General features: G+C 62.1%; 12 protein-coding genes. 5 read left to right on the top strand and 7 right to left on the bottom strand.

Annotated elements, in window-relative coordinates:
• Nucleotides 1-116: 116 nt before the first annotated feature.
• Nucleotides 117-572 carry an Lrp/AsnC family transcriptional regulator gene (locus tag G486_RS0107485; RefSeq protein ID WP_027014983.1) on the top strand — a complete coding sequence of 152 codons (456 nt, stop codon included), beginning with the start codon at nucleotides 117-119 and terminating at the stop codon, nucleotides 570-572.
• A gap of 69 nt (nucleotides 573-641) precedes the next feature.
• On the opposite strand, the gene G486_RS0107480 is transcribed toward G486_RS0107485, so the two are convergent.
• Nucleotides 642-1,442, bottom strand: a complete 801-nt coding sequence (locus tag G486_RS0107480; protein WP_034386867.1) for a YggS family pyridoxal phosphate-dependent enzyme — start codon at nucleotides 1,440-1,442, stop codon at nucleotides 642-644.
• Nucleotides 1,439-2,632 carry a benzoate/H(+) symporter BenE family transporter gene (locus tag G486_RS21745; RefSeq protein WP_211233761.1) on the bottom strand — a complete coding sequence of 398 codons (1,194 nt, stop codon included), beginning with the start codon at nucleotides 2,630-2,632 and terminating at the stop codon, nucleotides 1,439-1,441. The genes G486_RS0107480 and G486_RS21745 overlap by 4 nt, the downstream gene beginning before the upstream one ends.
• A gap of 198 nt (nucleotides 2,633-2,830) precedes the next feature.
• On the opposite strand from G486_RS21745, the gene pdxR reads away from it, so the two are divergent.
• Nucleotides 2,831-4,324 (top strand): MocR-like pyridoxine biosynthesis transcription factor PdxR, encoded by a 1,494-nt coding sequence (gene pdxR, locus G486_RS0107470; protein ID WP_027014981.1) that lies wholly within the window; start codon nucleotides 2,831-2,833, stop codon nucleotides 4,322-4,324.
• Nucleotides 4,325-4,334: 10 nt separating this feature from the next.
• On the opposite strand, the gene G486_RS0107465 is transcribed toward pdxR, so the two are convergent.
• The 5 genes from G486_RS0107465 to G486_RS0107450 form a co-directional block, all read right to left on the bottom strand.
• On the bottom strand, nucleotides 4,335-5,816 hold the full coding sequence (locus tag G486_RS0107465) for an amino acid permease (protein ID WP_027014980.1): 1,482 nt from the start codon (nucleotides 5,814-5,816) through the stop codon (nucleotides 4,335-4,337).
• Nucleotides 5,817-6,191: 375 nt separating this feature from the next.
• A complete protein-coding gene (locus G486_RS0107460) occupies nucleotides 6,192-7,643 on the bottom strand; it encodes a catalase (protein WP_027014979.1) in 1,452 nt (483 codons plus the stop codon).
• The gene (locus G486_RS0107455; RefSeq protein WP_156919940.1) at nucleotides 7,640-7,864 is read right to left on the bottom strand and encodes a hypothetical protein; all 225 of its coding nucleotides are present in this window, start codon (nucleotides 7,862-7,864) and stop codon (nucleotides 7,640-7,642) included. Before G486_RS0107455 ends, G486_RS0107460 begins: the two co-directional genes overlap by 4 nt.
• A gap of 163 nt (nucleotides 7,865-8,027) precedes the next feature.
• Entirely contained in the window at nucleotides 8,028-8,231 is a 204-nt protein-coding gene (locus G486_RS24270) for a hypothetical protein (RefSeq protein WP_169728583.1), read from the bottom strand.
• Nucleotides 8,232-8,299: 68 nt separating this feature from the next.
• On the bottom strand, nucleotides 8,300-8,839 hold the full coding sequence (locus tag G486_RS0107450) for a fimbrial protein (protein ID WP_027014977.1): 540 nt from the start codon (nucleotides 8,837-8,839) through the stop codon (nucleotides 8,300-8,302).
• A 338-nt stretch (nucleotides 8,840-9,177) separates the two neighbouring features.
• Here G486_RS0107450 and G486_RS24695 point away from each other — a divergent pair, with 338 nt between their 5' ends.
• The 3 genes from G486_RS24695 to G486_RS0107435 all read left to right on the top strand — a co-directional run bounded on the left by G486_RS24695 (nucleotide 9,178) and on the right by G486_RS0107435 (nucleotide 12,449).
• Nucleotides 9,178-9,300: a hypothetical protein gene (locus tag G486_RS24695; protein WP_281171903.1), complete on the top strand. Its 123-nt coding sequence runs from the start codon at nucleotides 9,178-9,180 to the stop codon at nucleotides 9,298-9,300.
• Between the two features lie 339 nt (nucleotides 9,301-9,639).
• Nucleotides 9,640-11,139, top strand: a complete 1,500-nt coding sequence (locus G486_RS21740) for a nitronate monooxygenase (protein WP_051303269.1) — start codon at nucleotides 9,640-9,642, stop codon at nucleotides 11,137-11,139.
• A 101-nt stretch (nucleotides 11,140-11,240) separates the two neighbouring features.
• Nucleotides 11,241-12,449: an SAM-dependent methyltransferase gene (locus G486_RS0107435; protein WP_027014976.1), complete on the top strand. Its 1,209-nt coding sequence runs from the start codon at nucleotides 11,241-11,243 to the stop codon at nucleotides 12,447-12,449.
• Nucleotides 12,450-12,494: the final 45 nt, after the last annotated feature.

The raw sequence follows: 12,494 nt of genomic DNA, 5'->3' as shown, positions 1-12,494 counted from the left end.
TTGTGTGTAGCAAGTATGCGTTATTGCCTGCAGTTGTATTTACTCTTTTTTCTGTTGAAAAGCTGTTATTGAAGCAAAATATTCTGAATTATTGAATTTCAAAGAAAGCAAGGTGCATGGACAGGCTGGACAAGAAGATTCTCTGCGTGCTGCAGGCGAATGCGCGCGCAAGCCTGCAGGAGATCGGCCAGGCCGTGGGCCTGAGCCCGTCGCCGTGCTGGGCGCGCATCAAAAAAATGGAGGAAAGCGGCGCCATCGAGGGCTATACCGTGCGCCTGAACCCCCTGGCCCTGGGTCTGGGCGATACGGTGCTGGTCATGGTCACGCTGGACAGCCACTCGGACAATACGCTGGAGAAGTTCGGCGAAATGCTGGCCAGCATTCCCGAGGTCGTGGAGGCGCATCTGGTCTCGGGCGATTACGACTATCTGCTGCGCGTGGTCGTCAAGGACACACGCGATTACGAACGCCTGCTGCGCGAGAAGCTCTACAAGATCAAGGGCATACGCCACAGCCAGTCGAGCTTTGTGCTGCGCACGCTCAAGAAGGCGGATTTGCCGCTGGGCATTTGATGCCGGGGCGCGGCCAGGTCTGGCGGCTCGCGCACCGGTGCGCTCGTCAGAGCGCCTGCAGTTTCTGCCTCAGCCCGGCCAGTAATAGCTGTCGGGCAGGGCGCGGGCGCCAAAGATGGCCTGGCCCACGCGGACCACGGTGGCGCCTTCTTCCACGGCGATTTCGAAGTCCCCGGACATGCCCATGGACAAGTGCTCAAGTGTCATGCCTGCAGGCGCCGATTCGCGACAGCGCTCGCGCAGATCGCGCAGCTGGATGAAGCACTGGCGCACGCGCGGGGCATCGACGCTGAGCATGGCCAGCGTCATCAGCCCGCGCACGCGCAGGGCGCCATAGGCGGGCAAGGCCTTGAGAAAGGCCGGCACCTGCTCGGGCGGCAGCCCGTATTTGCTGTCTTCATCCGAGGTGTTGACCTGGACGAAGACGTCGAGCGAGCGGCCCAGGGCCTGGAGCCTGCGGTCCAGGGTCTCGGCCAGGCGCAGGCTGTCCAGGGCCTGGAACTCATGTGCAAAGCCGGCCACGAGTTTGGCCTTGTTGGTCTGCAGATGGCCTATGACGGACCAGCGCAGATCGGTCAGGTCGGCCATGGCCTGTGATTTGCCATGGGCTTCCTGCACCTTGTTCTCGCCAAGTTCGCGGCAGCCCGCGGCATAGGCCAGGCGAATGCTGGCCTCGTCCATGGTCTTGCTCACGGGCAGAAGGCGCACTTCGGCTGGATCGCGCCCGCTGCGCACGCAGGCCTGCTCTATGCGCTTGTGCACGGCAGCGAGATTGCGCTCAAAGTCCTCGACGCTGGTGGCTTTGGAATAGAGGCCGTGCTGGTCGTGGCGGGTCGTGGTGTCGGGCGCCATGGGGAGCGGGCTGGTCATGGTTTTTCTCCTGTGTGCAGGGATTGGGTGGGCCTGAGGCGCTGGTGGAGCCGGGCCAGGCTGGGGATGCGGCCGTTGAGCACGGCCGAGGCCGCAAGCCCTATGGTCAGTCCCCAGAAGGCGCCGCCTATGCCCAGGAGCTGGATGTTGGCCGAGGCCGCGAGAAAGGTGATCAGCGCAGCCTCGCGCGATTCGGGCCGGGCCATGGCGCTGGCCAGGCTGGAGCCTATCGTGCCCAGCAGCGCCAGACCGGCAAGTGTGGCGACGAAGCTCGCGGGCAAGGCCATGAAGAGCGCGGCCAGGGTCACGCCAAAGATGCCGACCAGGATGTAGCAGACCCCTGCGGCCAGGCCGGCGATCCAGCGTTTGTCCGGGTCTGCATGTGCCTCCGGCCCCGTGCAGATTGCCGCCGTGATGGCCGCGATATTGAACGCATGGGAGCCGAAGGGCGCCATGATGAGCGAGCCCAGGCCCGTGACGCTCACGATGGGGTTGGCGCTGGTTTTGAAGCCGTCATTGCGCAGCACCAGCATGCCCGGCATGTACTGGCCGGTGAGCGTGATCAGAAACAGCGGCAAGGCCAGGCTCAGCACGGCGTTCAGCGAGAACTCGGGCCGGGTGAAGACGGGGGCGGCCAGGCTGAGCTGCACGCCCGAGAGATCGAGCCGGCCTTGAACCAGTAAAAAGCCAAGCCCCAGCAGCAAAATGCCGACCACCGCATAGCGCGGGATCAGGCGCTTGAGCACCACATAGGCGCCGACCAGCAGGGCCGCGAGCAGCGGATCCAGGCTCAGGCTGCCGAAAGCGGCTATGCCGAACTGCAGCAAAATGCCGGCCAGCAAGGCGGCAGCCACGCCTGCGGGGACCAGGCGTATGAGCCTGTCGAACCAGCCCGACCAGCCGAGCAGCACAAAGGCTGCGGCGCACAGCATGTAGGCGCCCACGGCCTGGGCGTAGGGCACCGAGCCCAGGGCGACGACCAGAAAGGCCGCCGCCGGTGTCGACCAGGCGGTGATGATGGGTTCGCGGTAGCGCCAGCTGAGCAGCAGGCCGGTCACGCCCACGCCTATGGATACCGACCAGACCCAGGAGGCCGTGAGCTCGGGGCTCAGGCCTGCAAGTCTCGCGGCCTGCAGCACCAGCACAAAGGTGCCGCCGTAGTTGACGATGACCGAAATCAGCCCCGCCATGCAGGGGTGCAGAAGATCGGAGAAACGTGGCGCGGAGCGCGCGGTGGTCAGGGGCTTGGACATGGTCGAGGACAAAACAGCAGTCTCTTCACCGCAGTCAGGAGCGGGGGAGTGTGTGTTTATAGATTGAAAGTGGACTGGGGCTACATGTCACTTTTAGAATATATGGCAGACCACTTTGCTGCACGACTGCCGAGCATGAGCAAGACCTTCGAACTCGAAACCCTGAAGATGCGCCTGGGCGATGCGGCCCTCGCGCATCTGGATTTGCATCTGCGCATACAGCGCGCCCTGCGCTCGCTGGTGCTCGAAGGCGCGCTGGCGCCGGGGCAGAAGCTGCCCGGCACGCGCGTGCTGGCGTCTTCCCTGGGGCTGGCAAGAGATACGGTGGAGAGTGCCTACGAGCAGTTGCACCGCGACGGTTTCATCGTGCGCCGGCAGGGCTCGGGCAGCTATGTGCGTGACAGCCTGGGCGCGCCGCTCAAAGGCATGGCGCGTGGCCGTTCGGCGCCTGCCGGCCCTGCCATGGCGGGAGCGGCAGGCGCCGGACTGAGCCAGCGCGGGCAGGCAATTTTCGACAGCGGCGGCATTGCCGACCAGCAGGTGGCGCGGGCCTTTGCCACGGGCCTGCCCGAGACCCGCAGCTTTCCGGCCGATGTCTGGCAGCGCCTGCAGCGCCAGGTGCTCAGAGATCACCGCAGCCAGGTGCTGCTGCATGGGGACCCCCTGGGTGCGCAGCCGCTGCGCGAGGCGATTGCTGCCTATCTGAACCTGGAGCGCGGCGCGCGTGTCGATGCCGCGCAGATCCTGGTGCTCAGCAGTACGCGCCAGGCGCTGTTCCTGTGCGGCCTGCTGCTGGCCGATGCGGGGCAGGGCGTGGCGATCGAGGACCCCGGCTACTTTGGCGCCAGAAAAGCCTTCGAAGCGGCCCAGGCCCGCCTGGTTCCCATTCCCGTGGACGAGCAGGGTCTGCGCATGGATGCGCTGCGCGCACTGGGGCGTGGTGTGCGCTGCGTCTATGTGACGCCCTCGCACCAATATCCCACGGGCGTGACCCTGTCGCTGGAGCGCCGGCTGGAGCTCGTGCGCTGGGCCGCCGAGAGCGGTGCCTGGATCGTGGAGGACGACTACGACAGCGAGTTCCACTACGACGGCCTGCCCACGGCCTGCGTCCAGGGGCTGGATGCGCAGCAGCGCACGCTCTACGTGGGCACGTTCGGCAAGACGCTTTATCCGGGCCTGCGCATGGGCTACATGGTCTTGCCACCGCCGCTGATCCAGGCCTTTGCCCATGCGCGCAGCATCATGGACGGGCATACGCCCCAGGCGCTGCAGCTGACGGCGGCGCGCTTCATGGAGGAAGGGCACTACAACGCCCACATACGCGCCATGCGCAAGCTGTATGCGGCGCGACGCCAGGCCATGTTCGAGGCTGTGGGCCGGCATCTGCAGCCTGTGGTGCAAGCCGCCTTGCCCCAGGGCGGCATGCAGCTGCCTTGCTACCTGCGGCCCGGTTTCAGCGAGCAAAAAACCATCCGGCAGGCGGCTGCGGCAGGCCTGCATCTTTCTGGCCTGAGTCGTCTCTACCAGGGGCCGCGCAAGCGCGAGGGCTGGCTGCTCGGCTATGCAGCCATGAGCGAGCATGAGATCGTCAGCGCCGTCGCCCGACTGGCCCGGGCCCTGGCAGCCTAGGCCCTGGAGCCTACTGGCCTCCGGCCAGCTGCATCTCCTGGTACCTGACGATGCGCGAGCCCTTGACCAGGCGGTAGCCGGCCCAGATCAGCAGGAACAGCGGCAGGCCGATATAGGTGGCGATGACGCCGGTCCAGTCGATTCTGTCGGCCATGAAGGCCTCGTAGTTCTGGCCCAGCGTGATGATCATGCACAGCGCGAAGGCGAAGATGGGGCCGAACGGAAACCAGGCGGCGCGATAGGGCAGCTGGCTCAGGTCCAGCCCCTGGGTTTCATAGCCCTTGCGAAAGCGGTAGTGGCTGATGGCAATGCCCAGCCAGGCGATGAAGCCCGTCATGCCCGAGAGATTGAGCAGCCAGATGTAGACCAGTTGCGGGCTGAAGATGTTCGTCAGAAAGCACAGCGCGGCGACCAGCGTCGTGGCCAGCAGGGCCATCAGCGGCACGCCATTGGCGTTGACCCGGGCGAAGATGCGCGGCGCCATGCGCTGGCAGGCCAGGGTGTAGAGCATGCGCGTGGAGGCATACATGCCCGAGTTGCCCGCCGACAGCACCGAGGTCAGCACCACGGCATTCATCACGGCCGCAGCCGACAGCAGGCCTGCGCGTTCGAACACCAGGGTGAAGGGGCTGACGCTGATGTCGCCCACATCGTTCTTGAGCAACTGCGGGTCGGTATAGGGAATCAGGAGGCTGATGACCAGGATGGCGAACACATAGAACAGCAGGATGCGCCAGAACACCTGGCGCACGGCGCGCGGAATGTTCTTCGCGGGGTTTTCCGACTCGCCCGCTGCAATGCCTATGAGCTCCGTGCCCTGGAAGGAAAAGCCCACGATCATGGCCACGCCGATCAGGGCCGCAAAGCCACCTGCAAACGGCGCATCGCCATGCGACCAGAGCGCGATATTGCCCCAGATGCCTTCGGGCGCGCCGCCGCGCACGATGCCGAAGATCATGAGCACGCCGATGCCGATGAAGAGCAGCACCGTGACCACCTTGATGGCTGCGAACCAGTACTCGGCCTCGCCAAAGCCTTTGACCGAGATCGCGTTGAGGCCGAACATGATGGCCAGAAAGCCCGCACTCCAGTACATGCCGTTGATGTCGGGAAACCAGTACTGCATGACCAGCTGGGCGGCCACCAGGTCCACGGCGATCGTCACGGCCCAGTTGTACCAGTAGTTCCAGCCCAGGGCGAAGCCAAAGCCCTCGTCCACATAGCGCGCGCCATAGGTGGCGAACGAGCCCGAGACGGGCAGGTTGGCGGCCATCTCGCCGAGGCTGGTCATCAGAAAATAGACCATGAGGCCGATCACCATATAGGCGAGCAGCGCCCCTCCGGGGCCGGCCTGGGAGATGGTGGCGCCCGAGGCCACGAACAGCCCGGTGCCTATCGAGCCGCCGATGGCGATCATGGACAAGTGCCGGGCCTTGAGGTCGCGCCGCAGCGAGGGAGCCGGGGCTGCGGTGCTGGAGTTGTCAGCTGCCATGGAAATCCGTTGTTGGTCTGGGGGTCTTGAGCAGCCTCGAAGGCATGGGTCAAAACAAAAAACCGCCTGTGAAAGCGGTTGCTCAAAACGTCGTAAAGCCATGATGGCCGGCACGGCCAGCCATCGCGCAAATCACGCAAGGGCAGCAGTTTAATGTCTCTGCACGGGCTTGGGCGAAAGCAAGACCTTCATGTCCTGGGCCTGCGGTTGCAGGGGCAGGATGGCAAGAGCGCAGGAAATATCAAAAAAGAAGCTGCCAGCGCTTGGTACACATGGATTTCAGGTGTCTTCATGCCTGAAATCCAATAGCAGCAAGCGCTGGCAGCTCACTTTAATTGCTCTCTATCTAATTGCTCTCTATCTAATTGCTCTCTATCAGAGCTTGCCGGCTTTCTGGCGTGCGATGGCATCGGCCACGCCCTTGCCGTAGGCCGGGTCGGCCTTGGTGCAGTGCTCGATGTGCTTTTGCACGATGTGCTCGGAGACGCCAGCGATGTTGCGCGCCGTGTTCTCGAACAGCAGTTGCTGCTTCTCGGGCGTCATCAGGCGGAACAGATCGCCAGGCTGGGTGAAGTAGTCGGCATCGTCCTCGCGGTAATTCCAGCGGTTGGCATCGCCGTAGAGCTTTTCCACGGGCTCGGCGAACTCGGGCTGCTCCTGCCACTCGCCCTTGGTATTGGGCTCATAGGCAATCGTGCGGCCGAAGTTGCCGTCCACGCGCATTGCGCCATCGCGGTGGTAGTGATGCACGGGGCAGCGCGGCGCGTTCACCGGGATCTGGTGGTGGTTCACGCCCAGGCGGTAGCGGGCAGCGTCGGTGTAGGAGAACAGGCGCGACTGCAGCATGCGGTCGGGCGAGGGGCCGATGCCGGGCACGAAGTTGGAGGGCGCGAACGAGACCTGCTCGACCTCGGCATAGTAGTTGTCGGGGTTGCGGTTGAGCTCCATGACGCCGACCTCGATCAGCGGGAAGTCCTTCTTGCTCCAGACCTTGGTCAGATCGAACGGGTGGAAGCGATAGGTCTTGGCCTGCTCCTCGGTCATGATCTGCACGCACAGCTTCCACTTGGGAAAGTCGCCGCGCTCGATTGCCTCGAGCAGATCGCGCTGGCTGCTTTCGCGGTCATGGGCGACCACGGCTGCGGCTTCCGAGTCGCTGAAGTTCTTGATGCCCTGCTGGCAGACCCAGTGGAACTTCACATAGTGGCGCTCGCCCTGGTGGTTGATCAGGCTGTAGGTGTGCGAGCCAAAGCCGTGCATGTGGCGGTAGCCCGTGGGGATGCCACGGTCGCTCATGACGATGGTCACCTGGTGCAGGGCCTCGGGCAGGCCGGTCCAGAAATCCCAGTTGTTCTCGGGCGAGCGCAGATTGGTATAGGGGTCGCGCTTGACGGCCTTGTTGAGGTCGGGGAACTTGAGCGGATCGCGAAAGAAGAACACCGGCGTGTTGTTGCCCACCAGGTCCCAGTTGCCTTCCTCGGTATAGAGCTTGACCGCAAAGCCGCGGATGTCGCGCTCGGCATCGGCCGCGCCGCGCTCGCCGGCCACGGTGGAGAAGCGCGCAAAAACCTCGGTCTTCTTGCCGATCTCGGAAAACAGCTTGGCGCGCGTATAGCGGGTGATGTCGCCCGTGACGGTGAACTGCCCGTAGGCGCCCGAGCCCTTGGCGTGCATGCGGCGCTCGGGGATGACTTCACGGTGAAAGTGCGCGAGCTTTTCCAGATGCCACAGATCCTGCAGCAGCATGGGACCGCGAGGGCCGGCCGTCAGTGAATCCTGGTTGTTGGCGACCGGTGCGCCGGCAGCGGTGGTGAGCTTGTGTGTCATGGGGTCTCCTGGTTAGACAGCGGTGAGGGGAGGCTGGTAGAGGCTTCTAATTTTTCAATCAATAACTTTTTGTAATTGCTTTTATTATTGGTGTATTGGATTTTTTGAACAAGCTGCTTGCGATTGAATATCTTCATGGCCGCCATAGAGGAAAGAGTCCAGAGGATGATGCGTGCGTAGGATATATCCTGCAAAACAGCGGCTGAAAATATTGTGAACACGACAATCAAGTCGATCCGAGGAAGTGCATGGCCGAGCTTTGGAGAGATTCATGTTGTCCACGGGCAGTGCGGATCCGGGCCTTCAGCCTGGAGTCAAGATTATTTCATCTGAACCCTGGCGAAGAGGGAATTTTCATTGCAAAGAACGCTTCTTTGACATGCATCAAAAAGCAATTTCCATTTTTGGCGTGGATATGAGTGGGTAATTAATGGGGAATGAATGAAAAATGAATATCTGGGATTTCCATTGTTGAAATATCCCGATAAAAATCATTATTCCCCAATTGACGCGTAGAAAGACTGGCAGTGATGCAAATTGGTGTGCACTGCCTTTTTGATGGTCAATGCCCCATTCGAGCTTTTGCATGAATGGCAGCCAGCCATGGGCGAGAAAAAGGGGCATTTGAGCCCCTGGTGCTGAGCGTGGCGGTCAGCTCATTGATAGACGAGGGTATAGAGAACACTGGAATTGGCCGTGCCCGAGGTCGCGCGGCCCGTGGCCACATATTGCGCATAGAACGGCAGGTTGGCGCGCCCCTTGGCGTCGATGGCCACGGGCTTGGCATTCTGCGCAGCTTCCTGGGCGCCGATTCTGATCACGGATCGGTCGCTGTTGAGCAGGCCTATCTCCACATTGCCAGCGCCACCGCTGACCATCAGACGGCCACTGGCCAATGAGACCGTTGGCCCGGGCTCGAAGAACGCATGGACCTTGCCGGCGCTTGGCATGCAATCCGTCAGGTCGATGCTGAACGGCATCTGGCCAGCCGTATTGCCCGCAGCTGCAAGCTGGGTCGTGAGCACGGTGGGCAGGGAGACGGTGAAATCCTTGGAGCCGCTGCCATTGCCATTGATGGTGCAGGTTTGACCTGTGACCGAGCCCGCGAACGAGATCATGCCGCCAGCCGCCAGCGTCAGTTGCGAGATGCTGGCCAGACTTGCAAAGGTCAGAATGGAAATGATGGATGGTTTCATGATCAGGCACCTCCCACAAAGGGATTGAGATAAATGCCATTCATGAAATCCGCTTCATGAATGGCGCTGCTTTATATGCCGATCCAGACTCATGGAAAAAATGGATACGGATATGTCTTATGTGTTCGGATAAATCTATAAAAAAAATAATTAACCTTCGAAAAAAAATGTTATAAAACTTCAGGTGCTCCGGAAGAAGTCTCTTCTAGAGATACCTCTCGAAAGAGCTTGTCTCGGTAACATGGAAATTTTTTGTTTCCTTGAATTAATGCGATCAATTCCAATCTTTTAATAGAAAACATTTATTCAAGAGCCAGAATTCAAAATGGATTGAACCCATGCACCGGTTTGATGCCGAATCCATACTTCACCCTTTCCTGAACCAATGCATGGACGAATCCCTGCCCCATCCCGTGCGCAGTGATTACCTGCCCAATTGCGGGGCATTCATGGCCGTGTGAAACTCAGGAGAACGCATGCATGCGCCCGCTGGCGCTCAGTGACTCCTCGGTATCTGCCGGCAGCATTCTTGAGTTGGCCTGCCGAGGAAATCCATTCTTGACAGCCTTGATGCTTGCCTGCGGTCTTGCGCGCCAGCGCATGTCGCGCGTGAAGGGTGCCGCCCAACCGCTTGCATGCCTTGATGGGGGCCGGGTACAGCAGGGCTGGATGCTTTGAATGCTTCAGCGGTCTTGTATTGGACGTGCTGCACTGCCAATGAAAATCCGGGAATAAATGGGTTCTGTTTGCATTAATCCTGGGGGATGCGCATCATTGTGTGATTCCCAAGGAGTCCAGATATGCCGAGCCGGGCACTAGCTACAGATTCCGCCTTGCATACCCCGTTATGCGACTTGCTAGGCTGCCGCCATCCCTTGATGCTGGCCGGCATGGGAGGTATTTCGCGATCGGATCTCGTGGTGGCCGTGAGCGAGGCCGGGGGGTTCGGCTTTTTGGGCATGGCGCGTGAATCTCCGGCGCTGATACGCGCCGAGCTCGAGCTGGTACGCAGCAGGACCAGAGCCTTGTTCGGCGTCAGCCTGGTGCCGGCTGCGACCCCGGCCCGGCTGCTGCGCGAGCAACTGGCCTTGTGCGTGGAGCTGGCCGTGCCCGTGGTCGGCCTGTTCTGGGACGTGGATCAGGAGGTTGTTGCCAGGCTCAGGGCTGCGGGCATTGTGGTGGTGCACCAGGTGGGCTCGGCAGTCGAGGCCTTGCTGGCCCAGGAGGCCGGGGCCCAACTGCTGATTGCCCAGGGAGTGGAGGCCGGCGGCCATGTGCGTGGACAAAAGCCTTTGCGCCAGTTGCTGCCCGAAGTGCTGGCCGTGGCTCATGTCCCCGTGGCAGCGGCAGGCGGGTTGGTCGATGGCCGCGATGTGGCCAGGGTGCTGGATCAGGGGGCGCAGGCCGCCGTGCTGGGAACGGTGTTCGTGGCCACGCAAGAATCCTATGCGCATGACTATTACAAGCAGCGCCTGGTACAGGCCCGTGCGGAGGACGCCGTGCTCAGCGAAGACTTCCATCTGAACTGGCCGTCGCATGCGCGGGTGCGTGTTCTGGCCAGTAGCGTGACCCGGGGCGAGCGCGGCGATTCGCGAGCATCCAGACTGCAGGTGATTGGTGAGGAGTCTGGTCGCCCCGTGTATTTGTTCGGCACGGATTCGCCGCTGCGCTCCACGACGGGCGATTTCGAGGCCATGGCCTTGTATGCGGGGCAGGGCGTAGGCCGTATCAACCAGCTGGAGCCCGCGGGGCGCTGCCTGCAGCGCATTCTGGGCGAGGCCGTCGCCCATTGGCGTTTGATTCATGAGGACGAGATGGAGCTGTCTTCCCCGGTCTGCTATGCCGCCGATGTGGAGCGTGACAGGAATGCTTCGCTGATCGTGCGGCTCGATGAACTGCTGGCGGCCGAGCGCGCGGGTGCGCGCGTGGCCTTGCGCAGCCTGGCCGAGTCTTCCGACCCGGTGCTGCGCAAGGTGCTGGATGCCATGCATCGCGACGCCGTACGCTGGTGCGCCATGCTCATGCAGGCCATACGCAGGCTGAAAGGCCAGCCTGGCATGCGCACCGGTGCTTTCTATGAACAGGCCATGGCCGTTCCCGACCTGCACAAGCGCCTGGCCTTGTTGAACCATGGGCAGAACTGGGTGATCCGCAAGCTGTGCGAGCTGCTGGTCATGGTCGAAGACCCGGGCCTGCGCCAGGAGCTCGGTGACATGCAGCAAGCCCATGAGAACAACCAGCTCAGAGTGGCGAGTCTGCTCGAGTCCCAGGGCCGTGGTCCGGACATGGGGCTGTCATGAAACGATTGGGAATTGGAGAAGGCTGAGCCGTCATCGGCAAGTGCAGCAGACAGAACCAGCAAGGCTTTACGGGCATGCCCGGAATTCAAGGAGGACTTGTCATGTTAGGGGAACAAAGGCTCAAGCAATGGGCTGGCGAGGTGAGAGCCAAGCTCGATCTCCCGCTGCGGCTCGTGCTGTGGAACGGGCAGCAACTGGACCTGGGCCACTTTGCCTCACCCAGGGTCACGTTGAAGGCGCGCGCAGCTTCGGCCCTGCCCTTTTTGCTCTCCCCGAGTCTGGATCGCTTGGGCGAGGCCTATGTCAAGGGCCTGCTCGATATCGAGGGGCGGCTCACGGACATCGTGGACATGGGCTATGCGCTGGCGCGCAAGGCGGCGGGCCAGAGCCCCATGGAGCGCCTGGTGCGCCATTTCAGGCACAGCCAGGCGTCGGACAAGAAGGCCATCCAGTACCACTACGACGTCTCCAACGCGTTTTATCAGCAGTGGCTGGACCCGGCCATGGTGTACTCCTGCGCCTATTTCGAAAACGGCGATGAGGATCTGGCCAGTGCCCAGATCAAGAAGATAGACCACATACTCACCAAGGTCCGGCTGCAGCCCGGTCAGCGCCTGTTGGACATCGGCTGTGGATGGGGGGCGCTGGTGCTGCGTGCCGCCCAGAAGTTCGGTGCCCACTGCCTGGGAGTCACGCTGTCGCAGAACCAGTTCGATCTGGCGACCGAGCGAGTCAGGGCCGCAGGTCTTGAGGATCGTGTGGAGATCCGCCTCCAGGACTATCGCGAGGTGCAGGGGCGCTTTGACCGCATCACCAGCGTCGGCATGTTCGAGCATGTGGGCCGCAAGCAACTGCCCCGCTATTTCTCCCGCATCAACGAGTTGCTGAGCGACGAAGGCCTGGTGCTCAACCATGGCATCACCTCCACCGATGCCAGCGGCGGGGAGACTGCCCTGGGCGGCGGGCGCTTCATAGACCGCTATGTGTTTCCCCAGGGTGAGCTGCCGCACATCAGCCTGGCCTTGCAGGCCATGCAGCAAGGCGGGCTGGAGGCGCTGGATGTGGAGAGTCTGCGGCGTCACTATGCGCGCACGCTGGCCTTGTGGGTGGAGAACTTCGAGGCCCACGACCAGCAGATAAGGAATCTGGTGGAGGAGGAGAAATACCGCATCTGGCGCATTTACCTCGCAGGCTGCGCGCATGCGTTTGAGAGCGACGAGATCTCCATCTTCCAGGTGCTGTGCCGCAAGGCCGGGCGCAGTGCCAGCCAGATCCCCTGGTCACGGCGCTATATGTATGAGCGCGCCTGAAACTGAAGAGCCGTTGCATGCGGGCAGGCTTGCGGCGGCCTGCAC

The sequence above is a fragment of the Comamonas composti DSM 21721 genome (assembly GCF_000429845.1).
Taxonomy (GTDB): Bacteria; Pseudomonadota; Gammaproteobacteria; order Burkholderiales; family Burkholderiaceae_C; genus Comamonas; species Comamonas composti.
The sequence above is the reverse complement of the archived record's forward strand: the minus strand, read 5'-3'. Positions and strand labels throughout refer to the sequence as shown.